Origin of the sequence: Streptomyces griseofuscus (assembly GCF_014673495.1) — a bacterium.
Classification (GTDB): Bacteria; Actinomycetota; Actinomycetes; order Streptomycetales; family Streptomycetaceae; genus Streptomyces; species Streptomyces murinus.
Genome location: NZ_CP051006.1, coordinates 2,326,748 through 2,353,099 on the forward strand (window position 1 = coordinate 2,326,748; position 26,352 = coordinate 2,353,099).

At 71.3% G+C, this 26,352-nt stretch carries 18 protein-coding genes; 2 read left to right on the top strand and 16 right to left on the bottom strand.

Annotated elements, in window-relative coordinates; all coding sequences use genetic code 11:
- Nucleotides 1-339: 339 nt before the first annotated feature.
- From HEP81_RS10215 to HEP81_RS10230, 4 genes are all read right to left on the bottom strand, one after another.
- Nucleotides 340-1,827, bottom strand: coding sequence for a glycoside hydrolase family 3 protein (locus tag HEP81_RS10215; RefSeq protein ID WP_037654352.1), 1,488 nt, complete (start codon nucleotides 1,825-1,827; stop codon nucleotides 340-342).
- Between the two features lie 6 nt (nucleotides 1,828-1,833).
- On the bottom strand, nucleotides 1,834-2,664 hold the full coding sequence (locus tag HEP81_RS10220) for a carbohydrate ABC transporter permease (RefSeq protein WP_037654350.1): 831 nt from the start codon (nucleotides 2,662-2,664) through the stop codon (nucleotides 1,834-1,836).
- On the bottom strand, nucleotides 2,661-3,659 hold the full coding sequence (locus HEP81_RS10225; RefSeq protein ID WP_037654347.1) for a carbohydrate ABC transporter permease: 999 nt from the start codon (nucleotides 3,657-3,659) through the stop codon (nucleotides 2,661-2,663). Before HEP81_RS10225 ends, HEP81_RS10220 begins: the two co-directional genes overlap by 4 nt.
- Before the next feature lie 109 nt (nucleotides 3,660-3,768).
- Nucleotides 3,769-5,046: an extracellular solute-binding protein gene (locus HEP81_RS10230; protein ID WP_037654346.1), complete on the bottom strand. Its 1,278-nt coding sequence runs from the start codon at nucleotides 5,044-5,046 to the stop codon at nucleotides 3,769-3,771.
- Nucleotides 5,047-5,370: 324 nt separating this feature from the next.
- Here HEP81_RS10230 and HEP81_RS10235 point away from each other — a divergent pair, with 324 nt between their 5' ends.
- Nucleotides 5,371-6,111 carry a GntR family transcriptional regulator gene (locus HEP81_RS10235; RefSeq protein ID WP_037654344.1) on the top strand — a complete coding sequence of 247 codons (741 nt, stop codon included), beginning with the start codon at nucleotides 5,371-5,373 and terminating at the stop codon, nucleotides 6,109-6,111.
- 23 nt (nucleotides 6,112-6,134) lie between these two features.
- Here HEP81_RS10235 and HEP81_RS10240 read toward each other — a convergent pair whose 3' ends face one another.
- The 12 genes from HEP81_RS10240 to HEP81_RS10295 all read right to left on the bottom strand — a co-directional run bounded on the left by HEP81_RS10240 (nucleotide 6,135) and on the right by HEP81_RS10295 (nucleotide 24,560).
- The gene (locus tag HEP81_RS10240) at nucleotides 6,135-7,706 is read right to left on the bottom strand and encodes an MmgE/PrpD family protein (RefSeq protein WP_078967293.1); all 1,572 of its coding nucleotides are present in this window, start codon (nucleotides 7,704-7,706) and stop codon (nucleotides 6,135-6,137) included.
- Between the two features lie 100 nt (nucleotides 7,707-7,806).
- The gene (locus tag HEP81_RS10245) at nucleotides 7,807-8,175 is read right to left on the bottom strand and encodes a nuclear transport factor 2 family protein (RefSeq protein WP_037654340.1); all 369 of its coding nucleotides are present in this window, start codon (nucleotides 8,173-8,175) and stop codon (nucleotides 7,807-7,809) included.
- A 51-nt stretch (nucleotides 8,176-8,226) separates the two neighbouring features.
- Nucleotides 8,227-9,177 (bottom strand): diacylglycerol/lipid kinase family protein, encoded by a 951-nt coding sequence (locus tag HEP81_RS10250; RefSeq protein ID WP_037654338.1) that lies wholly within the window; start codon nucleotides 9,175-9,177, stop codon nucleotides 8,227-8,229.
- Nucleotides 9,178-9,370: 193 nt separating this feature from the next.
- Nucleotides 9,371-10,459: a cytochrome P450 gene (locus HEP81_RS10255; RefSeq protein WP_243279374.1), complete on the bottom strand. Its 1,089-nt coding sequence runs from the start codon at nucleotides 10,457-10,459 to the stop codon at nucleotides 9,371-9,373.
- A gap of 330 nt (nucleotides 10,460-10,789) precedes the next feature.
- Nucleotides 10,790-12,283 carry an MFS transporter gene (locus HEP81_RS10260; RefSeq protein ID WP_078967292.1) on the bottom strand — a complete coding sequence of 498 codons (1,494 nt, stop codon included), beginning with the start codon at nucleotides 12,281-12,283 and terminating at the stop codon, nucleotides 10,790-10,792.
- 99 nt (nucleotides 12,284-12,382) lie between these two features.
- Nucleotides 12,383-13,894 (bottom strand): MFS transporter, encoded by a 1,512-nt coding sequence (locus HEP81_RS10265; protein WP_037654333.1) that lies wholly within the window; start codon nucleotides 13,892-13,894, stop codon nucleotides 12,383-12,385.
- A gap of 53 nt (nucleotides 13,895-13,947) precedes the next feature.
- Nucleotides 13,948-14,958, bottom strand: coding sequence for a ketoacyl-ACP synthase III family protein (locus HEP81_RS10270; protein ID WP_037654332.1), 1,011 nt, complete (start codon nucleotides 14,956-14,958; stop codon nucleotides 13,948-13,950).
- A 133-nt stretch (nucleotides 14,959-15,091) separates the two neighbouring features.
- On the bottom strand, nucleotides 15,092-15,859 hold the full coding sequence (locus tag HEP81_RS10275) for a thioesterase II family protein (protein ID WP_037654405.1): 768 nt from the start codon (nucleotides 15,857-15,859) through the stop codon (nucleotides 15,092-15,094).
- Between the two features lie 29 nt (nucleotides 15,860-15,888).
- On the bottom strand, nucleotides 15,889-16,929 hold the full coding sequence (locus HEP81_RS10280) for an LLM class flavin-dependent oxidoreductase (protein WP_387904787.1): 1,041 nt from the start codon (nucleotides 16,927-16,929) through the stop codon (nucleotides 15,889-15,891).
- The gene (locus HEP81_RS10285) at nucleotides 16,926-18,527 is read right to left on the bottom strand and encodes a fatty acid--CoA ligase (RefSeq protein ID WP_037654330.1); all 1,602 of its coding nucleotides are present in this window, start codon (nucleotides 18,525-18,527) and stop codon (nucleotides 16,926-16,928) included. Before HEP81_RS10285 ends, HEP81_RS10280 begins: the two co-directional genes overlap by 4 nt.
- A gap of 34 nt (nucleotides 18,528-18,561) precedes the next feature.
- Entirely contained in the window at nucleotides 18,562-24,249 is a 5,688-nt protein-coding gene (locus tag HEP81_RS10290; protein ID WP_037654328.1) for a type I polyketide synthase, read from the bottom strand.
- Between the two features lie 11 nt (nucleotides 24,250-24,260).
- Nucleotides 24,261-24,560: an acyl carrier protein gene (locus HEP81_RS10295; RefSeq protein ID WP_037654326.1), complete on the bottom strand. Its 300-nt coding sequence runs from the start codon at nucleotides 24,558-24,560 to the stop codon at nucleotides 24,261-24,263.
- A 152-nt stretch (nucleotides 24,561-24,712) separates the two neighbouring features.
- Between HEP81_RS10295 and HEP81_RS10300 the strand changes: the two genes are divergently transcribed.
- Nucleotides 24,713-26,344, top strand: coding sequence for an aldehyde dehydrogenase family protein (locus HEP81_RS10300; protein ID WP_037654324.1), 1,632 nt, complete (start codon nucleotides 24,713-24,715; stop codon nucleotides 26,342-26,344).
- The last annotated feature ends 8 nt before the right edge of the window (nucleotides 26,345-26,352 follow it).

The window sequence follows — 26,352 nt, forward strand, 5'->3', positions numbered from 1 at the left end:
CCTGGGCCGGATGGGCCGGGCCCGATCCGTCCGGGGCTGGCTGGGCCCAGCTGATCGGTTCAGAAGGGGGCTCGACGAGGGCCGCCCCGTCCGTCCCGGGCGGGGGACCGTGCACGCCGTTCAAACCGGACCCCGTACACGCCGACCGGGCCGGGCGAGCCCCGCATCCGGGGCCCGGCCGGGTCGGCGTGTACAGGGCCCGGCTCGGTCGGCGTCCGCACGGCCCGTCCCAACCGGCACAGGCCCACCGCGCACCGACCCCGCCCCGCCCGCCGTAGGCCCCCCGGACCTACTCCAGCCGGAACACCGCGCCCCCGGCCCCTCGTACCCCCCCCCCGCTCAGCCCCTCACGACCGCCTCCGCCGCCGCGATCCCGCACACGCGGGCGGCGCCGTACGTGGCGATGTGGACGGAGCCTCTCGGGGTCGCCTGGGGCAGGCCCATTTCGACGACAACGGTGTCAGGGCGGGCGGCGAGGAGGGTGTCGAGGGCGGAGCGCATCCAGTCGTGGCGGTGTTCGTCGCGGACGACGGCGACGATCCGGCGCTCGCCTGCCGCGGCGAGGGCGAGGGTGCCCGCGTCCGTGCCGGTGAAGGAGCCGTCCGTGCTGCCGGGCACCAGCCGTCTCAGCTCGTCGGTGACGCCCCAGGGGGTCTGGTCGCCGACGGCGATGTTCGGCTCGGGGTTGAACTGGGCCACGTAGACCGGGGAGTCGACGGGGGCGGGGCCCCCGGCGCGGGTCACTCTCAGTGCCCGGCGCGCGGCCGTCAGGCCGACCTGCGGTGCCGGTTCGGTGCGGGCCGCGTCGCCGCGCGCACCGGCCGTCCAGCGGGCCAGCTCCCGTACCCGGGTGGCCGCGTCGGCGAGCCGTTCCTCGGGCAGTTCACCGGAGCGTACGGCGGCCACGAGCGCGTCCCGCAGGCCGAGCACCGTACCCTCGTCGCACAGTCCGCCGCCCACGCAGATCGCGTCGGCGCCGGCCGCGATGGCGAGGACCACGCCGTGTTCCAGGCCGTAGGTGCCGGAGATGGCACGCATCTCCATGCCGTCGGTGACGATCAGGCCCTGGTAGCCCAGTTCCTCGCGCAGCAGCTCGGTGAGGATGCGGCGGGAGAGGGTGCCGGGGCGGTCGGGGTCGAGGGCCGGGACGAGGATGTGCGCGCTCATGACGGCCCGGGTGCCGGCGGCGATCGCCGCGCGGAACGGGGGCAGTTCACGCGCGAAGAGGGTCTCGGCGTCGACGTCGATACGGGGTACGGCGTGATGGGAGTCGATGTTGGTGTCGCCGTGGCCCGGGAAGTGCTTGGTGCAGGCGGCGACGCCGGTGGACTGCAAGCCCTCGACCCAGGCCGCGGTGTGCCGGGCGACGAGGTCGGTGGCGGCGCCGAAGGAGCGGACGCCGATGACCGGGTTGTCGGCGTTGGCGTTGACGTCGGCGGACGGCGCCCAGTCGAAGTTGACGCCGCAGGCGGCCAGGCGGCGGCCCAGCTCGCGGGAGACCGCGCGGGTGAGATCGGGGTCGTCGACGGCGCCGAGGGCGTGGTTGCCGGGGAAGGACGAGCCGGTGCGCACATCGAGGCGGGTGACGTCGCCGCTCTCCTCGTCGATGGCGATCAGGAGGTCGTCCCGCTCGGCGTGCAACTGGGCGGTCAGGGAGGCGACTTGATTCTCGCTGACGACGTTGCGGCCGAACAGGGCGACGGAGGCGAGGCCCTCACCGAGGCGGCGGCGCACCCAGTCGGGGGCGGTGGTGCCGTCGAAGCCGGGTTGCAGCACCGCGAGGGCGTCGCGGGTCAGGGTGTCTGGGCCGGTGGCGAGTGTGGTCATCGGACGTCATCCCTTCACGGCGCCGTCGGTCAGACCGCTGACAGCCTTGCGTTGCAGGAAGATGAAGAGGATCAGGATGGGCAGCGCGAACAGGGACGAGGCGGCCATGGTGGCGCCCCAGTCGTCGCCGAACGCGGTCTGGAACTGCGACAGCCACAGCGGCAGGGTCTGCTTCTCGATGTCCTTGTTGAGGATCAGGACCAGCGGGAACTCGTTCCAGGCGGTGATGAACCCGAACAGCGAGGTGGCCATGAGGCCGGGCGCGAGCAGCGGGAAGATCACCTTGCGGAAGGCCTGGAGGCGGGTGCAGCCGTCGACCATCGCCGACTCCTCCAGCTCCTTCGGCACGGCGGCGATGTAACCGCGCAGCGTCAGGACGGTGAGGGGCAGCACCATCATCGCGTAGAAGACGGTGAGCGGGACCAGGCTGTTCAGCATGTCGCCGTCGCGCACGATCATGTAGATGGCGATGATCATGACCTCCCAGGGGGCCATCTGCGCCAGCATGAAGGTCACGATGAACCCGCGCCGGCCCTTGAACCGCATCCGGGCGAGCGCGAAGGCGGCGAACAGGGCGATGACGAGTGAGAGCAGCACCGAACACAGCGTCACGGTCACGGAGTTGGCGACCAGGGTCCAGAAGTGGTCGGCGTGCACCGCGCGGTCGAAGTGGCTGAGGGTGAAGTGCTTCGGGAACCACACCGGGTTGTCGGTGATGATGTCGCCGGTCGGCTTGAAGGCCGTGGCGAACATCCAGTAGACGGGGAACACGAGGCCGACGAAGAGGACGACGGCGGTCGCGTTGGGCCAGATACGGCCGAAGAGCGAGCGCTTCACAGCTCGTCCTCCTCTTGCTTGAGCACCATGCGCAGGTAGTACGAGGTGATGACGAGCAGGACCAGGATGGTGAGGAAGGAGATCGCCGCGCCGACCCCGAAGTGCTGGTTTCCGACGCCCTCGACGTAGGCGTAGATCGGCAGGGTCTCGGTGAGGCGGTCGGGGCCGCCCTCGTTCATGGCGAAGACCTGCGGGAACGCCTTGAAGACCCAGATGACTTCGAGGAAGGTCGTGGAGTAGAGGAAGGGCCGCAGGAAGGGCAGGGTCACCGAGGTGAAGCTCTGCCAGGCGCCGGCGCCGTCCAGGGAGGCGGCCTCGTACAGCTCCTTGGGGATGGTGGTCGTCGCGGCGTAGAGGTTGATCGCGACGAACGGGATCGACTGCCACACGATGAGCAGGACGATCACCGAGAAGGTGGAGAACTGGCCGCCCATCCAGTTGTAGTCGGCCATCGAGTGCCAACCCAGCTTGTCCAGGACCCAGTTGACGACGCCGAAGCGCTGGGCGAACAGCCACTGGTAGACGGTGGTGGCGGCGATGACGGGCATGGCCCAGGCGAGGACGAGGCCCACCAGCAGGGTGAGGCGCATCTTCTTGCCGAGGCGGGCCAGCAGCAGTCCGATCAGGGTGCCGATCAGCATGATCAGGACGACGTTGGCGGCGGTGAACAGGACCGAGCGCTCGACGACCTTCCAGAAGTCCGAACCGGTCAGGACCTGCTGGTAGTTGTGGAAGCCGTTCCACTCGGTGAGATGCTGGATGAGCTGCCGCGGGTTGAGGTTCTGGAACGACAGCATGCCGTTCTTGACCAGCGGCCAGCCCAGCAGGACCAGTGTGGCCACCAGCGCGGGCAGCAGGAGGAGATAGGGGGCGGCGGCAAGGCGGGCCGCCGGGGACCGGGAGGCCCGGTCCGCACCGCGCGGCGGCGCCGGCGCCCGGCCCTTGCGGACAGCGGGCCCCCCGGCCGTGTCCGTGCCTTCGGTCTGCACTGACATGAGTCGTCGTCTCTTCCGTGGCCGTACGAAATCGTGTGCCCCGCCGGCGCCGAGGGGCGCGGGCGGCGCAGGTGTGCCGGGGGCGTCGCTGGGACGCCCCCGGCGCGGGTCAGTTCTGCTGGGCCAGACGCTGGTTGATCTCGCCCTCGACGTCCTTGGCGGCGGCGGCCGGAGCCTTACCGTTCAGCACGGCGGTCATGTACGACTTGATGGGGTTCGGGGTGTTCTCCACCGCGGCCCACTCGGGGATCAGCGGGGTGGTGCCGCCCACCGCGGCGCCCGGCGCCGCGGCCTCGGCGGCGGCGTTGCCCTTGAGGTTGCTCTCCAGGGACGTCTTGTTCGGGATGACGCCGCTGAGCTTGGCCAGTTCGCCCTCGTACTGGTCGGACAGGGCGATCTTCAGGAACTCCTTGGCCAGGGACTGCTTCTTGCTGTTCTGGGCGACCGCGAGGTTGGAGCCGCCGAGGAAGACGCCCTCGGGCTTGTCGGCGGTGGCACCGGGGATGGTGAAGTAGCCGAGGTCCTTCTCGATGGACTTGTTGGCCTGGATGGCGGTGGCCGCCTCCCAGCCCATGCCGATGAAGGCGCCGGTCTTGCCCTTGGCGAAGACGGTGGCCTGCTGCGGGGTGGCCTCGTCCTTGTCCTTGGGGGCCTTGGAGTAGGCGGCGTACTTCTTGTAGATCTCCATGGCCGCGGCGACCTTCGGGTCCGCGAGGTTGGAGACGTACTTGTCGCCCTGCTTCTTCACCAGGTCGCCGCCCTGGCCGACGATCAGGCCGTCCAGGAAGTACCAGTTCTGGCCGGGCAGGTAGATCGGCTCGGCGTCCGTCTTCTTGCCGATGGTGTCGAGGTCCTTGAGGAACTCGTCACGGGTCTTCGGCGTGGAGTTGATGCCGGCCTTGGCCCAGATCTTCTTGTTGTAGATGACGACGCGGTTGGCGAAGTACCAGGGGGCCGCGTACTGCTTGCCGTCGTAGACGGACGACTTGGAGACCGAGGCGGTCCAGTCGGCGCCGATGGACTGCTTGAGGTCGCCGAGGTCCGCGAGACCGCCGGTGGACGCGTAGGCCGGGGTCTGGGTGTTGCCGACCTCCAGGACGTCCGGCGGGGTGTCCTCCGAGAGAGCGGTGGTGATCTTCTGCTGGATCCCGTCCCACTTCTGGATCTCGAACTTCAGCTTCGCGCCGGTCTTCTTCTCGAAGGCGGCCTGCACGTCCTTGGACCACTGCGGCGGCGCGGAGCCGTCCATGGTCCACACCGTCAGGGTCTGGCCCTTCCAGCTGCTGGGACCCGCGTCCTTGCTGTCATTGCCGTCGTTTCCGCCACACGCCGCAACGGAGACCATCATGCCCGCGATCACGATCGCGGAAGCGAGCTTGCGCTTCACGCCACCCTCCTCAGGGATGCCACTCAACCCCCCACGCCCTCGGCGGTGACCTGCGTACGACGCTGTTGCACGTAGGGCTCGGGACCTGGCCGCTAATGGTGTAGACCAGTACGGTGGAGCTTGGCCTAGACCTTTCGGGGTGTCAAGGGTGGTCCGGGAGCCGGGTTGAGGCCGTTACGAGAAAGTCACCGGAGCGCTTTCGTCCGCTTCAGGTCCGCACCCGCGGCCGGGTCCGTCCCTTTCGCCCGGTCCGTTCAGTTGGACTAGACCATAGGGCACTTGGTCGCTATAACGGGAGCCCATCGACACAGCCGGAAGGCAGGCATGACCACCGACGTCAGCGGCGCGCGCGTGCCGAAGTACTACCGCATCAAGCAGCGGCTGCTCGCCATGACCGAGGCGCTCCAGCCCGGTGCCGCGGTGCCGGCGGAACGGTTGCTCGCCGAGCAGTTCGACACCTCTCGGACCACCGTGCGGCAGGCGCTCCAGGAGCTGGTCGGGGAGGGGCGGCTGGACCGGATCCAGGGCAAGGGCACTTTCGTCGCGCAGCCCAAGCTGTACCGGACGCTGCAACTCACCTCGCACACCGAGGACATGCGGGCGCAGGGACTGTCGCCGGCCTCGCAGGTGCTCGACGTCGGGGAGGTACCGGCGGACGAGCGGCTGGCCGGGCTGCTTGGGGTCGCCGCGGGGGAAAAGGTGCTGCGGATCGAGCGGCTGCGGCTCGCCAGCGGGGAGCCGATGGCGATCGAGACGACACATCTGTCGGCACGGCGCTTCCCGGGGCTGCGCGGGGTACTGGCGTCGTGTCCCTCGCTGTACACCGCGCTGGCGGAGGTCTACGGGGTACGGCTGTCGTCGGCCGACGAGACGATCGAGACCTCGCTGTCGACACCGCGGGAGGCCGCGCTGCTGGCCACGGATGTGGGCCTGCCGATGCTGCTGATGTCCCGGCACTCACGGGACGCGGAGGGCGCACCGGTGGAGTGGGTGCGGTCCGTGTACCGGGGCTCGCGGTACAAGTTCGTGGCGACGCTGCGGCGGCCCGCGGTCTGGGGGGCGTAGGAGGGCCGGGGCCGGCGGCGCCCTCAGTCCAGGAAGGCCGTCTCTATCCAGCGTCGGACCGCCGAGGGGCGCATCCGGTGGAGGCGGTCGACCGTGTCGGCGACCTCGTGGGGGCCGCCCACCGAGAGGAACTTCTCGCGGACCAGGTCGGCGTGGGAGTGGCGGGTCTCGGGGCCCGCGGCGCCGATGGGGATCAGGCGGGTGCGGGAGATCGTACGGCCGTCGGTCAGGCGGACGGTGACGCGGGCGCCCGTCGCCTTGGTGGAGCTGGAGAAGTCCCGGTCGTCGGCACGGACCGCGCCGACCAGGTCCACGAGTTCGTCGCCGCCGAAGCCGCGCAGCCAGGGCACCGCCAGCTCCCCCGCCTCCCGTACCGCCTCGCCGAACGGGGCGTCGGACAGGAAGAGTTCGCGGGTCATCTCGGTGTCGTGCTCCAGCCGGATCCGCTTGGCCAGCGCCCAGCGGTCGAGGTCGTCCACGGCGGGCGAGGAGAAGTCGTCGACGGAGAACTCGCCGGTGAGGAGCGTGGTCGCCACGGGGTAGGGCACGTCCAGGACCAGCGCGCCGAGCGGGGAGCCGGGACCGGTGACGTAGGCGGCGGCGCGCTGTCCCGCGAACAGGGTGTACAGGGACGCCTCCACGACGACCTCGGCCACGTCCTGCGGGCGCAGCGGGCCCAGTTCGCGGTGGATCTCCTGGGCACAGTCCACGGCCGCGTCGATACCGGGTCCGCCGGGGTGCATCTTGAAGGACAGCGTGTCGGTGTGCCAGCGCCGGCCGAGGCCCTTGGCCACCGCCTGGGGCAGCGGCACCGTCGCGAAGCGGGCGAGGAAGCCGTCGCTGTGCTCCATGATGTCGGGCGCGCCGCGCAGCCCGGCGTACGCCGCGTCGCAGGCGTCCATCGCGGTGCGCACCGGGGTGAAGGTGTTGAACAGCCGGGCGTCGCTGGCCAGGAAGGCGCGCATCAGCGGCCAGTTGGGCATGGCGAAGGCCAGTCCGAAGGCGTTCTCGTACAGGCTCGCGGAGGCCCGGTCGGCGTGCAGCCGCCCGGCGACCGCGCCGGCCAGATGGGTGTGCACGGCGCTCTGGCCGCGCAGCGGTCCGAGGGTCGCGGAGGCGGTGATGCGGGCCGCGCACTCGTTGGCCACGACCACCGAGGTGAGCAGGGAGAGGCCGTCCAGGCGGCGGGCGTAGGCGAAGGCGAGGGGGACGGCGACCGTGGAGTTCGACAGATGGCCGGCGTACGCGGTGTCGTCCAGGTTGAGCCAGGAGCCGAGCGCCGCGAAGACCCCGGCGGCCTGGCGGGGGTCGCGCTGCATGGGGTGCCCGAAGGCGGCCACCAGCTTGCGGCCCAGGGGGTGTTGGAGCCCTGCCCGGATGGAGGCGATCTGCGAGAGCACCTGGCTCGCGGCGAGTTTGAGCACCCGGCACGGCACGGCCTGCGGGCGCAAGGTGGCGGCCCAGTGCGAGAGTTCGCGCAGCGGGGTGTCCGTGCCGGCGGGGCGGCGGGCGGTCGACGGCGACGAGGCCTCGGCCTGCTCGGCCCAGTCGTCGCACAGCGCCCGGGCGACGCTCTCCGCGAGGACGGCGGTCATGGCGGGTACCTTCCGTGCGTGCGTCGAGGGGGAGGACTTCGGTCCTCAACACGGGTGCGGGAGCACCGGATTGCCGGTGCTCCCGCGACGCGTGCCGGTGTTACGCGGCCGGGACCTTGTCCAGGAAGCCGTAGACGGCCTTGATCTTGCCGGCCTCGTCGGCGACGAGGACGTCGAAGCCGATGGCGATCGGCTCGGCGCCGGCCTCGGTCACCAGGCCCCACTGGAAGCGGGCCTGGTTGTGGTGGGCGTCGACGGTGCCGTGCAGCTCGAAGGAGAGACCCTTGAACTGGTCGCGGGCGCCGGCCACCACAGCCGCGAAGCCCTCGCGACCCTCGACCGCGGCCAGCGGGTCGATGTACGGGGCGTCGGCGGTGAACAGCTCGGCAATGGCCGCGGCGCGCTTGTCGGCGTCCGCCTCGTTCCAGATGTCGAGGTAGCGGGTGACGGTGGTGGTCAGGTCGCTCATGCGGGCGATCTCCTTTTTGGTGGTGCTTCTTCGGTTCTTCGGACGGTTGGTTCAGGGGGTGGCAGGCGCCCACACGGGGAGGGCTCCGGGGAGCACCTCGAAGGTGGCCGCGGCGCCGATGCCGTGTTGGTACTCACCGTCGTGCTCCAGCGGGAGGCGGCGGCCGTCGGTGCGTTCCACGGTGATCCGGCGGCCCCGTGCGTAGACGGTCGCCGGATGGGTCATATGGGCGGCGTTCAGGGTCAGTTCGGGAACCTGGGCCGCGGTGACGTCGCCGCCGATGACACAGACGTCGAGCAGTCCGTCGTCGAGCAGCGAGTCGGGCAGTACGTGGTAGCGGCCGCCGCGGTAGGGGCCGCCGCCGACGTTGGCGAGGACGGTGGGGCCCTCGTGCACGATCCGGCCGTCGACCGTGACCCGGCCGGGGTACGGCTCGTACCCGTCGGCGGTGTCGGCGAAGGCGCGGACATAGCGTTCGCGGCCGCTCAGCGGCACCTGCTTCGCGGTGATCAGGGCGTCCGCGATGACGCCCGAACAGGCGCCCAGGTACACGTAGTTGCGGGTCTCGGCGAGGCGTGCCAGGTCGAGTCTGCGCAACCGGGCGCTGCCGCCGATGCCATGGTCGGTGAGGACCGCCTTGAGCGCCTCGCTCCAGGGCCGCTCGCCCCACAGCATCTTGTAGCCGGAGTTGCCGGTGCCACCGGGTATCACCGCGAGGCTCGCCCCGTGGTCGGCCGGCACCAGTCCCTGGACGGCCTCGCGGACCGTGCCGTCGCCGCCGATGGCGACGATCAGGTCGGGGGCGTCGTCGGTGCGCTCCAGGGCGCGGCGTACGGCGACGGTCGCGTCCCCCGGTCCGCTGGTCCGGTGGACCTCGGCCCGCTCCAGGTAGGTGGCGCACAGATCCCGTACCTGACCGACGAGTTCGGGGCTGTGGCTACCGGAGGCCGGATTGGCCAGGATCAGGGCCCGGGTGGGTCCGGGGGCTGCGGTGTCTGCCATGACGGGCGCTCTCCTCACATCGGACGCACCGGCGGTGGACGGAACACGGATGACTCTGCCAAGCGGTCCTGACCTGGCACTGACGCGCTACTGACGCGTCGTCAAGAAACGTCGTGACCGCCCTTCGACCGCAGGTCCCCGCGCCGGACGAGTTCTCCGGACGCGGGAACCGAACCGGACGACCGCCCGGGGATCACCAGGTGACCGGCAGCTCCTGGAGCCCGTACACGATGGTGTTCTCCCGGAAGCGGACGTCCTGCGGCGCCACCGCCAGGCGCAGGTCCGGGAAGCGGGTGAACAGGGCCTTGAGGCAGACCTCCAGCTCCATCCGGGCCAGAGAGGCGCCCGGGCACAGATGGGCGCCGAAGCCGAAGGCGAGGTGTCCGGCGGCGTCACGGTGGATGTCGACCCTGTCGGCGCCGGGGTAGACGGACTCGTCATGGTTGGCCGCGGGGATGGCGACGATCACGCCGTCGCCCTTGCGGATGGTCGCGCCGCCCAGTTCGACCTCGGCCACGGCGGCCCGCACCTGGTTGTCCTGGGAGATGGACCAGTACCGCAGCAGTTCCTCGACTGCGGGCTTGAACAGGCCTTCGTCCGCGCGCAGTTCGGCGAGCTGGGCGGGATCGCGCAGCAGGCTGAGGACGCTGAGGCTGATCTGGTGAGCCGTGGTCTCGTGCCCGGCGACGAGGATGAACCGGGCCATGGCCACCAGTTCCTCGTGGGTCAGCTCGCCCGCGCGCACGTACCGGGTGGCGAGCCGGCTGATCAGGTCGTCCCGCGGTTCGGCGCTGCGCTGGGCGACGAGTTCGTCGAGGAACTTGGTCATCGCGACGAACGCCGCGTACGTCTCCTCGGGGCCGGCCTCCTGGGAGAGGATGACCTGGCTCTGCTCGGTGAAGTCCGCCTCGTCCCGCTCGGGCACCCCGAGCATGCGGGCGATGACCAGCGAGGGCAGCCGGATGGCGAAGTTCGCCACCAGGTCCACCGGCTTCGGTCCGCTCTCCAGCTCGTCCAGCAGCTGCCCGACCAGGAGTTCCACCTCGGGGCGCAGGGCGCGGGTGCGGCGGGCGGTGAACTCGGTCAGGGCCATCCGGCGCAGCCGGCCGTGCTCCGGGTCGTCCATGCGGCTGAAGGACATCACGCCCGGCTCGGGCGGCAGCTGGATGCGGATCGGGAAGCCCGGCTGCTGGTCGTCGGCGCTGAACCGGTTGTCGTTGAGCACCTGGCGTACGTCCGCGTGCCGGGTGACCAGCCAGGCCTCGCCGCCTCTTATACGCACTCTGGACGGTGCTTCGTCGCGGAGTGCGGCGTAGGCGTCCGGCGGCGCGTAGGGGCACGACCGGGGCATGGGCCAATCTGGCAGTTTTCGCTGCTCACAGGCGGACATGGGGTTCCCTCCGTTGGCTGAATCTCAGCGTCGGAGCACATCCTGGTGAGCGGCACTGACGGAAATCTGACGGGTTACTGACTCGTTATATACTGGTAAACATCTGCTTTTATGAAGGCAAAGCGGGTGGCTGATGGATAGTTCGGGACTCGGTGACGAGCAACGAGAAGGGGGCCGGCGCGGGGTGCGCCGGCCCCCTTCGGGGCGGGAGTGCGGGGCGGGTCAGGCGGCCACGGCCGCCGCGCCCGGGTCCGCCGCCTTCGGTCGCGGCAGCAGCTGCACCAGGCAGGCCACCAGGACGCAGATCCCGGCCTGCACCAGCAGTCCGACGCTGAAGGCGTGGGCGTAGGAGTGCGCGGTGACCTGCGATCCGGCGACCCCGAAGAAGACCACGCCGAGCACGGCGATGCCGATCGCGTTGCCCATCTCCTGGGCCGTGGAGAACACCCCGGAGGCGGCGGCCGCGTGCTGCGGGGCGACCCCGGCCAGGACCAGCGAGGCCAGCGGGGCGATCACGAAGCCCATGCCGAGACCGGCCACGACCATGGCCGGAATGCACCAGGCCACGTTCCCGGTGCTGTCCAGGTGCCATGCGGTTTCGGCCAGGCCCAGATTGCCGACCGCCTGGAGCACCGCGCCGAGCGCGAGCACCTGCTTGCCCAGCTTGGCGGCGACCTTCGGCGACTGCGCGGAGCCGAGGAAGAAGCCGAGGCCGAGCGGCATGAACAGCAGACCCGACTTGAGCGCGGAGACGCCGCGGCCCTCCTGGAGGTACAGCGCGAGGACCAGGAAGAAGGAGGCCATCGCGGCGAAGAACACCAGCAGGGAGACGACGCCGATACCGAACGCGCGGTCCGCGAAGAGGCTCGGGTGGACCAGCGGAGAGCCGTCACGGGCCGCCTTGCGGCGCTGCGTCCACCAGAACGCGGCCAGCAGCGGCACCGCCGCCACCAGGCACTCCCAGGTCCAGGTCGGCCAGCCCTGCTCGCGGCCCTGGACCAGCGGCAGCACGATGGCCGTGAGGCCGGCGGTCACCAGCACCACCCCGGTCCAGTCGAGTCCCGTACGGCCCTCCGCGCGGGACTCGGGGACCACCTTCGGGGTGAGCAGCAGGACGACGGCGCCGATCGGGGCGTTGATCAGGAAGATGGTCCGCCAGTCCCAGCCGAAGAGGTCGGCCTTGATCAGCAGACCGCCGATCAGCTGGCCGAACACGGCGGAGGCGCCCATCGTGATGCCGTACGCGTTGAACGCGGCGACCCTGGCCTTGCCCGTGTAGGCGGTGGTCAGGATGCCGAGGACCTGCGGGATGACCAGCGCGGCCGCGGCGCCCTGCACGGCGCGGGCGGCGATCAGTTCGGGCATGTTCGGCGCGATGCCACAGGCCAGCGAGGCCAGCGCGAACAGGGCCAGGCCGATGGCGAACACCTTGCGGCGGCCGTACAGGTCGCCGAGCCGGCCGCCGGTGATGAGCATGGCGGACAGGCCGATGTTGAAGGTCGCCGCCACCAGCTGGATCTCGGCGCTGGTGGCGTGCATGTCCCGCTGGAGCGAGGGGATGGCCACATTGACGATGAAGAAGTCGATGTTGGCGATGAACAGGCCGAGCAACACCACGAGGAGAGCACCCCAGGCGGGCTTGCCGCCGGATTCCCCGTGGTCCGCTGCCGGCACGGACTCGGCACTTCTGCCGGTCAGTTCCGCTTCGGTGGTCATGGACGAAACTCCTCTGTGGTGCGCTGACGGCGTGTCCGTCGGCGGACACGCGGAACGGGACCGGCGGCTGACCCGCGATCGGGCGAGCCGCCGCACGGCTCAGGACGTGGGTGCCTTCTTGGGCGGGCGCGGGAACAGCTGGACCAGGGCGGCCACGCCGAGCGCGAACGGCACCAGCAGATAGACGCTGGCCCGGAAGGCGTCGGCGTAGGCGTCGGGTCCGGTGCCGTTGCCCAGGACGTGGTAGAAGACCACGCCCACCAGCGCGACGCCGATCGCGCCGCCGACCTGGTTGGCGGTGGACAGCACACCGGAGGCCGCGCCCGCGTAGCGCGGGTCGGTGCCCGCGAGGGCCACGGTCGCCAGCGGTGCCATCACCATGGCCATCCCGGCGCCGCCGACCAGCAGCCCGGGCACCAGCCAGGCGACCTCGCCATGGGTGCCGATGTGCTCCACGGCGGCGTACAGCCCGATCAGACTGGCCGTCAGCACCAGCGCGCCGACGGCCAGGGTCTGCCGGCCGAGCACCGCGGCGATCTGCTTGGCGGTCAGCGAGACGCCGAGGAAGCCGACGCCCAGCGGCAGGAAGACCAGGCCGGAGTCGAGCGCGCTGAGCCCGCAGCCCTGCTGGAGGTAGAGGGCGAGCACCAGGAAGAACGACGCCATGCCGGAGTAGTAGACGAGGGCCGTGCTCACCCCGACGGTGAAGGAACGCTGGCGGAACAGCGCCGGGTTGACGAGCGGGCCGCGGTCGGCCGCCGCCAGCCGCCGCTGGTAGAGCGCGAACAGGGCGAGCAGCACCGGGGAGACGGCCAGGCACACCCAGGTCCACTCCGGCCAGCCCTTCTGCTGGCCCTCGGCGAGCGGCAGTACGACGGCGACCAGACCCGCGGAGACCAGCAGCATGCCGAGCGGGTCGAGGCGCGACTTGCCCTGCGCCTTGGACTCGGGAACCACGCGCGGGGCGAAGACCAGCGCGGCGACGCCGATCGGCACATTGACCAGGAAGCAGGTGCGCCAGCTGAGTCCCGCGATGTCCAGGTGGATCAGCACACCGCCGATGAGCTGGCCGAACACACCGGCGAGCCCCATCGTCAGACCGAACGCGTTGAAGGCGCGGATACGGGCGGGCCCGCTGTAGACGGTGCCGATGATGGCGAGGACCTGGGGGCCCATCAGGGCGGAGGCGAGACCCTGGGCGACGCGGGCCGCCACCAGCTGCCCGGCGGTGGGCGCGCTGCCGGCCCAGGCCGAGGAGAGGGTGAACAGGGCCACGCCGATCAGGAACATCCGGCGGCGGCCGTAGAGGTCGCCGAGCCGGCCGCCGGTGATCAGTCCGGCCGCGTACGCGAGCGCGTACCCGGCGACGATGAACTCCACGGCGGACGAACCGGCGTGCAGATCACGCTGGGTGGCGGGGATCGCCACGTTGACGATGAACACGTCGAGGGTGATGACGAAGGTGCCGATCAGAATGATCGGCAGCATCGCCCAGTGCGGGGCCGGGGGCTCCTGCGGTGCCGCGGTGGCCCCCGGGGTGTTCGATCCGGTGGTGCCGGGCTGCTTCCCGTGCTGGCCCGGGGCGGCTTCCCGGGGTTCCTGTAGGGCCATGACGGCCGTTCCTTTCTTCGTTCGGTGGGGAGACTGGGGAGCCGCCCCTCCCGTCACCAGGACGGGGTGTGCAGGATCTCCAGTACGGCTGCGGAGAAGCTGAAGCCCGCGCCGGCCGCGACGACGAGGACGAGGTCGCCCGGTCCGACGGCGCGTTCCAGGACGAGGTGTTCGATGCCGAGGAACTGGTCGCCGGGGCCGACATGCCCGTACTTGCGGCCGACCTCCCAGGTGCTCTGCTTCTCCGTGAAGCCCAGCAGGTCGAAGTTCTCGGGGGTCTTGTTGCGGTGGACGTGCGGGGTGACGACGCGGGCGATGTCCTCGGTCGACACACCCGCCTCGGCCATCACACGCCCGGTGGTGGACATCAGGGCGGCCTCGTAGCGCTCCCAGGAGCCCTCGGCCTCCGGGGTGGCCGCGTGCTGGAGGCCGCGTTCGATCAGCCGCACCTCGGCGCCGGGCTGGAGGGCGAAGGGTTCGAGGCCGCGGTTCCAGCGCTCCAGCGAGTTGTCGGCGCCCAGGGTGGCGGCGACCACCCGGGCGAAGCCGGTGCGGCCGGACACCAGCAGTGCGCTGCCGCCGTCCGCGAAGATGAGGTTCATCTGGATGTTCCAGCGGTCCACCCAGGGCGCGGCGAACCGGTCGCCGGTGGTGAGCAGCACCTCGGTGGCGAGGCCGGAGTTGATGTATCCGGCGGCCAGGCTCAGCGAGCCGACTGCCGCGTTGCAGCGCTGCTGGAGGTCGAAGCCGGGGACGCCGGGGCCGACGGTCTCGTTGGCGACGTAGGCCGCGGTGGGCCACATGTCGTGGCCCTGGTAGCTGCCGGAGGAGTGCAGGACGAGGCCGACGTCCGCGGGCGCGATGCCGGAGCGTTCGACGGCGAGGCGGCCCGCGCGTACGGCCATCTCGGGACCGGAGAGTTCGTCGGAGACGGCGATGTTCTCGAAACCGAGGTTGCGGTGCTCCTCGTCGACCAGGCCCTCGGCGGTGGCCTCTGCCACGGTGATCGTGTCCGGTAGCCATGACCCGGCCGACGCGATGAAGAGGTCTTTGTCGAATCTCATGCTGCTGCTTCTCTCTCGGATGGGTGGCCTCGGCAGTACGTCGGGGAGAGACCGACGAGCGCCGTGTCGGCGGGCCGCCTGTCACCTTCTCGCGACCCGCTGACACGGCGCTGACGCGCGCCGTTTCCCCCGGTCAGCTCACGGCGGCGGCCACGGTCCGCTGGAGCCGGTGTGCGAAGTGGGCGGTGACGGCCTGGGCGTGGGTGTCGATGTAGAAGTGGCCGCCCTCGTACTCGTTGTGTCCCAGGTACGACGGGGTGCGCCCGGCCCAGTGGGTCATGGCGTCCGGGGCCTCCTGGAGCGGGTCGCTGCGGCCGCCGTAGGAGGCGAGCGGGCAGCTGACGCCGGCGCCGTCGTCGTCGTAGTCACCGGCGACCCGCAGATCGGAGCGCAGGGCGGGCACGACCAGGGCGAGCATCTCGGGGTTGTCGTAGACCTCGGCCGGGAAGGAGCCCAACTTCTTGATCCACTCCACCAGTTCGGGCTCCGGCATCCGGCTCTGCTCCTCGGTCGGCTTGAAGAAGCCGACCGGCGACCAGCCGGACATGCCGACCATCGCGGGGACCGGGCCGCCCTCCTCCTCCATGCGGATGGCGAGCCGGAAGGCCAGCTGGGCGCCGAGGCAGTGGCCGAAGAAGGCGAACGGACGGTCGTCCAGGTCGTTCAGCACGGCCTCGTGCAGGGCTTCGAGCAGCGGCCAGAAGTTCTCGTACGTCTCCTCCTCGCGGCGGTTGTGCCGGCCGGGGAGGGTGACGGCCTGCGGGGAGATGTCCGGCGGCAGCAGGCGTTCCCAGTCGCGGTAGATGATGGCGCCGCTGCCCGCGTGGGGCAGCAGGAACAGCCGGATGGAGGCGTCGGGCGAGGGCTCCACGGGGTGGAACCAGTGTCCCTCGCTGGACATCTGGCTGCCGATGGTGCCGATGGCGGTGGTCACGACTGCGTACTCCCTACGGTGGGTGCGGTGCCGAGGGCGCGTACCGCGGGCAGCAGCACCTCGGCGATCTCCTTCAACTGGGGCTCCGGGTCCAGGGATCCGATGCGGATCACCAGGTGCCGGGCGCCGGCCCGGACGTATCCGCCGAGCCATTCGGCGCACTTCTCGGCGCTGCCCCAGGCGTATGCCTGGATGGTGCTCATCTGCTCCAGCGAGCGGCCGTAGTAGTGGCTGATGTAGTGCTCCAACTCGGCCTCGGCGGCGGCCTCGTCGCTGTTCACGGTGACCGTGGCGTACAGCCCGGGGACCACGGTACGGCCCGCCTCGGTGGCGAGTTCGCCGAGCCGGGCGGCGGCGCGGCCGTAGGCGTCGACGTCGGGGAGGAAGGGGAGCCAGCCGTCGTAGCGGGTGGCGGCGCGGGCGAGCACCTTGGGGGTGTCGCTGCCGGCCAGCCACAGCGGCGGGCCGCCGGGCACGGCGGGCGAGGGCAGCCGGTCCAGGTTCTCCGCCTGCCAGAACCTGCCCTCGAACTCGCTGGGTTCGCCGTCCTCGCCGGCCTGCCAGGCGGTGCGCCACAGCGCGGCGATCTCGTCCAGGCGGCCGACGCGGCCCTGGAAGGAGGCGCCGACGGACTCGAACTCCGCCTCGGTCTCGGGCATCGGGAAACCCGAACCCAGGCCCAGGATCAGCCGGTCGGCGGCCACATGGCTGAGGCTCGCGATCATGTTGGCGCCGATGAGGGGGTGGCGCAGGGCGGGGGTGAGGGCGGCGGTGCCGACGGTGATGCGCCGGGTCGCGGCGGCGGCGGCCGACAGCACGACCAGGGGGTCGAGGCGGGGGCGGGCGGTGAGGGAGTCACCGGCCCACAGCGAGTCGAAGCCGAGCGCTTCCGCGTTCCTGGCGAAGTCCAGCAACGGGGCCGCGGCGTAGGTGCCGTTGATGGCCTGCTCGCGGGTGGGCAGGAGGATGCCGATCCGCAGCGGTTCGGTACTCATGGACGTGTCACTCTCCGCGGGGACGTCGGGGAACGTGGTCATACGGCACTCCCGGCGGTGGCCCTGGTCTCCGCCGCCAACTGCTCGCGCACCGCGCGGCGCAGGATCTTGCCCGAGGGGTTGCGGGGCAGGGAGTCGGCGAAGTGGTAGGTGCCGGGGATCTTGTAGTCGGCGATCCGGCCGCGCAGGGACAGCAGGAGTTCGCGGGGGGTCGCCTTGGCGCCGGGGCGCAGGACGACCACCGCGTGCACGCTCTCGCCCCAGCGGTCGTCGTGCAGCCCCACCACGGCCACGTCGGCGACCGCCGGATGCGCGGCGAGGGCCTTCTCGACCTCGGCCGGGTAGATGTTCTGCCCGGCCACGATGATCGTGTCGTTGATGCGGTCGCACAGATGGAGATAGCCGTCCTCGTCGAGGAATCCGGCGTCACCCATGTACAGCCACTCCCCCACCAGGGTGCGGGCGGTGGCGTCGGGGAGGTTCCAGTAGCCGAGCATCCGGGAGGGGGCGCGCACACAGACCTGGCCGATGGCGCCGGGCGGCAGGCTCTCGCCGTCGGGGCCGACCACCTTGATCTCGTTGCCGGGGCAGGGCAGGCCCACCGAGATGAGCCGGGGGCTGCCCGCGTGGTGGTCGCCGGGCGGCAGGCAGACCGCGACGCTGCCGGTCTCGGTGCTGGCGTAGATCTGCGCGAACTCGCAGCGGTAGGTCTCCAGGCACTGCTTGAGCAGCGTCTCGGACATGGGCGCCGCGCCGTAGGCGATCTTGCGCAGGGAGGTGAACGCCTCGGGTCCCGCGCCGCGTTCGGCGGCCATCGCCTGGAGCATCGCGGGTGCGGCGAAGGTGGTGGTGACGCCGTGCTCGCGGATGAGGCGGACCGCTTCCTGCGGGTCGAACTGCGGCATGATCACATTGGTGCCGCCGGCGTTGAAGGTGTGCAGGAACCAGCCGATGCCGGCGACGCCGAAGCCCGGCAGGGAGATCAGGGCGACGTCCTCGGGCAGCCAGTCGATCCAGTCCACGCCCCGCTCACGGCTGGCGTGCGGCAGGGTGAAGAAGCTGCGGTGGGCGAGGATGGCGCCCTTGGGCAGACCGGTGGTGCCGCTGGTGTAGATCTGGATGACGGCGTCGTCGGGTCCGGTGCCGGGCGCCGGGTCTGTCTCGGGCTGGTCCGCGGCCCAGGCGAGCAGCCCGGCGCCGCGGGCGGGTTCGCCGTCGGCGTCGGTGCCGTCGACCCGGATCACCCGGCGCAGTCCGCGCAGTTGGGGCCGTACGGCGGCGACGGTGTCCCAGAACTCGTCGTCCACGAAGATCAGCGTGGCGCCGGAGTCGCGCAGGATGTGGTCGACCTCGTTCGGGGTGAGCCGCCAGTTGACCGGCACCAGGACGGCGCCCGCCTTGGCGCAGGCGATCATCACGAGGTAGTAGTTCGCGGACTCGCGGCCGAGGTAGGCGACCCGGTCGCCGCGCCGTACCCCGCTGGTGTGCAGGGCGTGCGCGGCGCGGTTGCTGTCGCGGTGCAGCTTGTCGTAGGTGGTGACGTGCCCCTCGCAGATGATCGCCGGGTGGTCGGGGCGGGTGCCGGCGTGGGCACGGGCGGAGTGGTGGAGCGTCCAGCGCTCCCTCGGTATGTCGTTCATGGTGATGTGCCGTCTCTGTCGAACTGTCCGACCGTCACGCCGCGGGCGCCGGGGCGAGCTGCCCGTCGACGAACTGGGCGAGCGCGCGGACCGTGGGGTGGTCGTGGGTGAGGGAGGCCGGCAGGGGCAGCCGGAACGACTGCTCCAGTGCGGCCTTGACCTGCTGGGCCATCAGGGAGTCCAGGCCCAGCGACACGAACTCGCTGTTCAGGTCCAGTTCGTCGCCTTCCTCCAGGTGCAGGACGGCGCCGACCTTCTCGCTCACCACCGCGGTGACGGCGGCGAGCCGTTCGGCGGCGGGGAGTGCGGTGAGGGCGGTGAGATCGAGACCGGTGCCCTCCTCGCCGCCCTGGCGGGCGAGCCGGTCGTAGAAGAGGTCGCCGTTGACGCTGCCGGAGACGTAGCGGTCCCAGTCGAACTCGCCGACGATCCGCTGGGTGCGGGGCCGGCCCCAGAGCCGGGCCAGCGTGTCCAGGGCGCGGGTCGGGGAGAAGAAGCGGACGCCGCTGCGTTCGATCTCCTGGCTGAGGTGCTCCTCCAGGCGGGCGGACATGCCGACCCGGGCCCAGGCGCCCCAGTTGACCGACAGGCCCGGCACCCCGCGCCGGCCGCGCCATTCGGCGAGCGCGTCGAGCCCGGCGCTGGCGGCGGCGTAGTGGCCCTGGGTGGCGCCGCCGAGGACGGAGGCGATGGAGGAGTAGGTGACGAAGAACTCCAGCTCGGGGAAGGAGTCCTCGGCTGCCTCGTGCAGCAGCCAGCCGCCGTACGCCTTCGCGGCGAGCTGGGCGTCGATGGACTCCCAGGTCAGCTCTGAGATCAGCTTCTTGTCGTAGGAACCGGCGGCGTGCACGATCCCGCCGAGCGGGCGCGAGCCCGACCGGAGGTGCCGGACCAGCCGCTCGACGTCCCCGGGCCGGGAGATGTCGGCGCGTACGACGTCGATCTCGGTGTCGGCCGCGAGGTCGGCGAGGACCGGTGCGGCCTCCTCGGTGGCCTTGCCGCTGCGGCTGACCAGGGTGAGGTGGCGGGCGCCGAGCGCGGCGAGCTTGCGGGCGGTGACCAGACCGAGGCCGCCGAGTCCGCCGGTGACCAGGTAGGTGCGGTCGGCTCGCAGCCCCGCGGGCACCTCGTCGGCCGGCTCGGGCCGCTCCTGGAGGTCCTCGGGGAGGGTCACCCAGGCGCGTCCGGCCGGGTCGGACAGGGCGGTGCGCAGGGCCTCGCCGGTCTCGTCCAGGCCGAAGCGCAGATCGGAGCCGTCGTCGCCGGTGGCGGGCACGGCGGCGACCGCGGGCACGGTGAGCGTGGCGCGGAAGGTCCCGTCATGGCGTACGAGGACCTCGTCACCCGGCGCGAACCCGGTGCCCTCGGCCGCCGCGAGGACCGATCCCCGCGCCAACTGTCCGAGCAGTGGCGGAAGTTCGACCTCTCCGGACTCCTCGGCACGTTCGGCGCGCCCGGTGTCAAGGGCGGCGCGGGCGTCCTCGGCGGTCAGGCCGACGGCGCTCACCCGGACCTGGATCTCGTCCGGCCCCGGGGCCCGGTCGGCGACCGGCGCGAGCACCAGGTCGGACAGGTCACCGGAGTCGGGGGCGCGCAGCTCGAAGCCGCCGGTCCAGGTGAGGCTGGCGTCACCGGCGAGCAGCCGGCGCACATAGCGGCGCCCTGGACGGTGGGCGACCTGGTACTCACCGGCCGGTTCGGTCCGCCACTCCTCGGCCAGCGGGGCGAGGCCGCTGCCGGGGGCGAGGTCGACCAGGGTGGCACGGTACTGGGCGTACTCGGTGAGCAGCACCCGGCCGAAGCCCCACAGGGTGGCGGCCGCCAGATGGCCGCCGTCACCGGCCGGGTCGCCGGGCAGCCACTGGGCGCCCTCGGTGACCAGCCACAGCCTGGGCGGCCGGTTCGCGGTCTCCAACGCGCCTATGAGGGTGAGGAGTTCGCGGTAGTTGTCCTCGCACTCGGCGCGCAGCCGCTCGGCGGACATCGGTCCGGAGCGCTGGTGCCACAGCCGGCAGATGTCGGTGACGGTGGGGTCCTCGAGGGCGGCCTTGAGATCGGTGAGATCGGGCAGCCAGGTGACCTTGAGGCCGGGCTCGGCGGCCAGGTCGGCGGCGCGGGCGGCCGAGGGGTCGAGAAGGACGACATGCCGGGCGGCGGGGGCGCCGCCACGGGCGGGCAGGGCGCGCCGCACCCACTCGGGGCGGTGCAGGAACTGACGGCGGCCGCCGCGGCCCTCGGGGCGGGCCATGCGTACCCCGAGGAGTTCGGCGACCGGGTCGCCGTTCTCCAGCAGCAGCACATCGGCCAGGCGCCGGTCCTGTTCGCCGCGGACCCGGGCGAGGACGCGGAGCTGCTCGCCGCGCGGCTTGCGGAAGTGCCGTACGGAGGCGATCTCGCGGGGCACGAACACCGGGCCCTCGGGGTCGAGGACGACCAGCGCCTGTACGGCGGCCTCCAGCAGCTCGGCCGGGACGTGCTCGACGGCAGAGGCGTCGCGGCCGGTGAGTTCGCCGGTGACCAGTCCGTCGCCGTGCCGGGCGGCCTTGACCAGCAGACGCATGCGGGGGCCCTGGGGGCGGCCGACGGAGGCGAGGTCGGTGTAGATGTCCTCGTCGTCGATGTGCTGGGCGGCCGGGGCGAGCCCCGCGTCCAGCTCGGCCAACTCCGAGACCGGGACGAGGGGTTCGGGGTCGGCGGCGACCGTGGCGGTGGCGTGCAGGTTCTCCTCGCCGCCGACCAGGGTGTACACCTCGATCTCGGCGCCGCCGCCGGGGCGGGGCCGCCAGCGGGTGGTCAGCGCGGTGACCGTCTCGGCGGACAGCTCAAGGGGGGCGAGCAACTTGAGGTCGCGGACCGCGTGGCGGGCGTGGCCCTGCACCGCGTCCTGCACCGCGAGCAGCAGGTCGACGTAGGCTCCGGCGGGCAGCACCGTGCGGTCGTCGGCGGCCAGGTCGGCGAGCGCGCCCAGCTCCTCGGGCATGAACTCGGCGGTGAACTCCCGTACCCCGCTGGCGAATCGCTCCTCGGTGCCGAGCAGCGGATGGCGGGCGGTGCCGTTCGACGCGGAGCGGCGGGGGGTGACGGAGGGCAGCCAGTAGCGCTTGCGCTGGAAGGCGTACGTCGGCAGGTCCACCCGGGCGGGGGCGGGGTGTCCGGCGTGGTAGCCGTCCCAGGCGACGGTGAGCCCGGCCGCGTAGTAGTCGGCGAGGGCGGTCAGCGTGGTCGCGGTGGTGGTGTCGCGGCGGCGCAGGCTGGCCAGCCAGACATGGTCCTCGACGGTGACCGAGCGGCGGGCGAGCGCGGTGAGCCCGGCCTGCGGGCCGACCTCGATCAGGGCGTGCCGGCCGCGCTTGGCGACGGCGCGGATGCCGTCGAGGAAGCGCACGGGTTCGCCGATGTGCCGCACCCAGTAGCCGGGGTTGCCGATCTCGCGGAAGCGGGCGAGCCGTCCGGTGACGTTGGAGATGAGGCTGATCTTCGGCTCGTGGAACTCGATGCCGTCGAGGGCGGCGCGGAAGTCGTCGTAGACCTCGGCCATCAGCGGGGAGTGGAAGGCGTGCGAGACCTTGAGCCGCTCGACGCGCACGCCCCGCTCGGCGAGGGTGGCGCTCACCTCGTCCAGGGCCGCGGTGGCGCCCGAGATCACCGTCTGGTCGGGGGCGTTGACCCCGGCGACGGCCAGGTCCTCGTGGCCCTCCACGAGCGGGGCGACGTCCTCCAGCGGCGCGGAGACGGCGGCCATGCCGCCCTCGGCGGTGACGGCCTGCATCAGCCGGGCGCGGGCGGCGACCAGCTTGACGGCGTCCGGGAGGCTGAACAGCCCGGCCACGGCGGCGGCGACGACCTCGCCGATGCTGTGCCCGATGAGCACGTTGGGCTTCACGCCCCAGGCCATCCACTGCTGGGCGAGCGCGTACTCCAGCGTGAACAGGGCGGGCTGGGTGTACTCGGTGCGGTCGATGGCCTCGGGGTCGGCGGCGGTGCCGAGCAGCAGCTCGCGCATCGAGCGGCCGAGGTGGGCGGCGAACAGCTCGTCGCAGGCGTCGACCTGGGCGCGGAAGACGGGCAGCGCCTCGTAGAGAGCGGCGCCCATGCCGGCGTACTGGGAGCCCTGGCCGGTGAACATGAACGCGGTCTTGCGGATGCCGGTCGGGCCCTCGTGCTCGTGCGCGGCGGCCTTGTCGAGGAGCTTGACGAGGGCGGCACGGTCGGCGACGGGGGCGGCGACCCGGTACGGGTGGTGGGCGCGGGTGGTGTTGGCGCTGTGGCTGAGCGCGGCGACGGAGATCTCGGGCCGCTCCTCCAGCAACGCCCGGTAGTTCGCGGCGAGTTCGCGCAGGGCGGTCGCGTTCTTCGCGGAGAGGGTGAACAGCGGGCCGGCGCCCGCCTGTTCGGTCTCCTCGACGGGCTGCTCCGGCGCCTCCTCCAGGACCACCGCGCCGATGGTCCCGGCGAAGCCGAAGCTGTTGACGACGGCGCGCTTGACCTCGGCCTTCCAGGGCTCGCACGCGGTCGGCACCCGCAGCGGGTACAGGTCCCAGGGGATGCGCCCGGAGGGGTTGGCGAGGTTGATGTGCGGGTAGATGGTGCCCGCGCGCAGCATGAGCACCGTCTTGATGACGCCGACGATGCCCGAGGCCGGCTCCATGTGCCCCAGGTTCGTCTTCACCGAACCGACCACCACCGGGTGGTCCTTGGTGTGCGAGTCCATGAACACATCGCCGATGGCGCCGAATTCGATGGGGTCGCCGAGCGGGGTGCCGGTGCCGTGCGCCTCGACGTAGCTGATGTCCTCGGGCGCGAGGTGGGCCGCGCTCAGCGCGCTGCGGATGACCTTCTCCTGGGCGGGCCCGTTGGGCACGGTCAGACCGGCGCTGTCGCCGTCCTGGCCGACGGCGGTGCCGCGCACCAGGGCGAGGACGCGGTCACCGTCGCGCTCGGCGTCGGAGAGCCGCTTGAGGACGATGATGCCGCAGCCCTCGGCGCGCGCGTACCCGTCGGCCGACTCGTCGAAGGTCTTGCACTGGCCGTCCGGGGACAGCATCTGGGCGTTGGAGAACATCACCGGGATGCGCGGGTGGTGCAGGGCGTTGACGCCGCCGCACAGCGCGATGTCCGTCTCGCCGCCGCGCAGCGCCTGCACGGCCAGGTGCAGGGCGACCAGCGAGGAGGAGCAGGCGGTGTCCACGCTCATGCTCGGGCCGCGCCAGCCCAGGAAGTAGGAGAGCCGCCCGGACAGCGGGAACATGGTGATGCCGGAGGCGAGATGGCCGTCCAGTTCCTCGTACGGCAGCGAGTCGAGCTCCAGCGCGTAGTCGATGGAGCTGGCGCCGATGTACACACCGCCGTTGCCGCGGCGCAGCGGCGCCGGGTCGATGCCGGCGTGCTCCAGCGCCTGCCAGGCCGTCTCCAGCAGCAGCCGCTGCTGGGGGTCCATGTAACGGGCTTCCTTCGGCGAGATGTTGAAGAAGCCCGCGTCGAACAGGTCGATGCGGTCGAGGAACCCGCCCGCCGAGGCGCGGATCTTGCCCTTGTCGTCGGGCCCCTCGGGGGTGAACGCCTCGACGTCCCAGCGGTCGGTGGGGATGGGGCGGATTCCACTGCGGCCCTCGCGCAGAAAGGCGTCGAACTCGTCTGGCGAGCCGCTGCCGCCGGGGAACCGCAGACCGATTCCGACGATCGCTACCGGCTCGGGCGCCTGCGCTGATTCCGTACGCGGCATGGAACGACTCCTCAAACTTCCTGGACGGCCTGGGTCAGGTGGTCGACGAGGTGGGTGATGGTCGGCTCGTTGAAGAGCACATTGACGTTGATCGACAGATCCAGGAGCTGTTCCAGGCTCTGGCGTATCTCGGTCAGGCGCAGCGAGGTGAGCCCGAGGTCGAAGTAGGAGACGTCGACGGGGAGGTCCTCGGAATCGTCCATGAGAAGAACGACCTTGAATTTCTTGAGGACGATTGTCTCGATTTCCTCGGTCAGTTCACTGCGCGGCAGATCACGTAGCCGCTGGATGGTGCTGTCGACGGGTGACATGCGCCTCATGCAAGCAGCGGCGGCTGACGCCCCACTGACGGCCGGGGTGGGGCGGGTTGGCTGGATCAGTCGGGTGTCAGCGCCGGATCAGATTCCGCTGTCACGCTCGCATTGCTTCAAGAAATCCACACGCCATATCCGAAAGGCTGAAGATGCTTCGCGAAGCCGCGCAGGAGGAGAGTGCTGAGGCACCTTCCGGATTGAAGAGTTACGACCTCTACATCGCGGGCAAGGACGTCGCCGGCGACGGCTGGGTGTACACCGTCAGCGGGCGTTCGCTGCTGGAAGACGTGTTCACCAGCGTGAGCCTTAAGCGCTCCCTCGAACAGGACCCGGAGTCCGAGGCGGCCAAGCACCCCTATGTCGTGGGGCGTTGTGCGATCGCGGACGACGCCTCCATCGACCTCGCCACCCAGGCCGCCGCGGCGGCCGCCGCCGAGTGGCAAGCCGTTCCGCTGGAGCGGCGGATGAAGCTCGGCACCCGGTTCCGCGAGGAACTGATCAAGCACGAGGACGAGTTCCTGCGGATGCTGGTCGCCGAGTCCCACCCCGTCAAGCTCGCTCGCTGGGAGCTGAGCTGCCTGCTCCAGATCTACGCTCCCGGCTCGCTGCGCTGGTACGACAAGCAGATGCGGGTCGAGAAGGAGTACAACGGCCGCCGGCTGATCCTCCACCGCCAGCCCGACGGTGTGGTCGCCTTCAACCCGCCGCAGAACGCCCCGCTGCCCAGTGCCGCGCTGTGCGTGCTGGCGCTGATGGCCGGCAACGCGGTGGTCGTGCGGGCCCCCCGCAGCATCGCGCTCTCCACCATGTGGCTGCTGCGCGACATCGTCGCCCCGCTGCTGGAGGAGTTCGACGCCCCGCCCGGCGTGCTCAACGCGGTCTGCTCCAACCCGAAGCAGACCATGGACCGCTGGATCGCGGATCCGCTGATCAACGACATCTTCTACATCGGCGGCAGCCAGGAGGGCCTGCGCTTCGAGCAGCAGTGCGTCGCCCACGGCAAGAAGCCGATCCTCGAACTCGCCGGCAACGACGGCATCGTGGTGTGGAAGGACGCCGACGTGAAGTGGGCGGCCGAGGCGATCACGGAGGCGTTCTACGGCTCCGGGCAGATCTGCATGGTCCCCAACTACGTGCTGGCCCACCCGGATGTCGCCGAGGCGCTGATCGCCGAGGTCAAGGAGCAGGTCAAGGGCATCAAGCCGGGCCTGCCCGAGGAGGAGGACGTGCTGCTGTCGCCGGTGCGGCGCAGCGAGCGCTTCTTCCGGCTGCTGCGGCAGGCGCTGGACAACGGTGCCGAGCTGGTCACCGGCGGCAACCGCACCGAGGTGGACGGCACGGTCTCGGAGACGGGCGTGTTCCTCCAGCCGACGGTGGTACGGGTGGACGGCCTGGACCGGGCACGGACGTACGACGTGGTCCGCGAGGAGACCTTCTTCCCGCTGATCCCGATCGTGGTCGCCGAGCGCGATCATGACGACGCCCTGCTCGAATCGTTCCTTCAGTTCGTCAACAGCAACGACTACGGGCTGCGCAACTCGCTGTGGTCGCGCTCCGACCACGTGGTCGAGACGTTCGTGCGCCGCACCGTCAACGGCGGTCTGCTGAAGGTCAACGACTCCCATATCGGCTTCCTGCCCTATCTGCCGAGCCACGGCGGCACCGGCCGCACCGGCGGCGCGTTCGGCGAGGCCAACTACCCGATGCTCAAGACCTCCCACGTCCAGGGGGTCAGCATCGCCCGCGACGTCAGCCCGTACGACGCGGTCTTCGGCGCCTGAACCCACCC

Bases quoted from the DNA above. Each gene is read 5' to 3' on its own strand.
- HEP81_RS10215 (WP_037654352.1), bottom strand. From the start codon at position 1,827: ATGACCACACTCGCCACCGGCCCAGACACCCTGACCCGCGACGCCCTC.
- HEP81_RS10280 (WP_387904787.1), bottom strand. From the start codon at position 16,929: ATGACCACGTTCCCCGACGTCCCCGCGGAGAGTGACACGTCCATGAGT.
- HEP81_RS10275 (WP_037654405.1), bottom strand. From the start codon at position 15,859: ATGTCCAGCGAGGGACACTGGTTCCACCCCGTGGAGCCCTCGCCCGAC.
- HEP81_RS10290 (WP_037654328.1), bottom strand. From the start codon at position 24,249: ATGCCGCGTACGGAATCAGCGCAGGCGCCCGAGCCGGTAGCGATCGTC.
- HEP81_RS10250 (WP_037654338.1), bottom strand. From the start codon at position 9,177: ATGGCAGACACCGCAGCCCCCGGACCCACCCGGGCCCTGATCCTGGCC.
- HEP81_RS10285 (WP_037654330.1), bottom strand. From the start codon at position 18,527: ATGAACGACATACCGAGGGAGCGCTGGACGCTCCACCACTCCGCCCGT.
- HEP81_RS10245 (WP_037654340.1), bottom strand. From the start codon at position 8,175: ATGAGCGACCTGACCACCACCGTCACCCGCTACCTCGACATCTGGAAC.
- HEP81_RS10265 (WP_037654333.1), bottom strand. From the start codon at position 13,894: ATGGCCCTACAGGAACCCCGGGAAGCCGCCCCGGGCCAGCACGGGAAG.
- HEP81_RS10300 (WP_037654324.1), top strand. From the start codon at position 24,713: ATGCTTCGCGAAGCCGCGCAGGAGGAGAGTGCTGAGGCACCTTCCGGA.
- HEP81_RS10295 (WP_037654326.1), bottom strand. From the start codon at position 24,560: ATGTCACCCGTCGACAGCACCATCCAGCGGCTACGTGATCTGCCGCGC.
- HEP81_RS10225 (WP_037654347.1), bottom strand. From the start codon at position 3,659: ATGTCAGTGCAGACCGAAGGCACGGACACGGCCGGGGGGCCCGCTGTC.
- HEP81_RS10235 (WP_037654344.1), top strand. From the start codon at position 5,371: ATGACCACCGACGTCAGCGGCGCGCGCGTGCCGAAGTACTACCGCATC.
- HEP81_RS10240 (WP_078967293.1), bottom strand. From the start codon at position 7,706: ATGACCGCCGTCCTCGCGGAGAGCGTCGCCCGGGCGCTGTGCGACGAC.
- HEP81_RS10270 (WP_037654332.1), bottom strand. From the start codon at position 14,958: ATGAGATTCGACAAAGACCTCTTCATCGCGTCGGCCGGGTCATGGCTA.
- HEP81_RS10260 (WP_078967292.1), bottom strand. From the start codon at position 12,283: ATGACCACCGAAGCGGAACTGACCGGCAGAAGTGCCGAGTCCGTGCCG.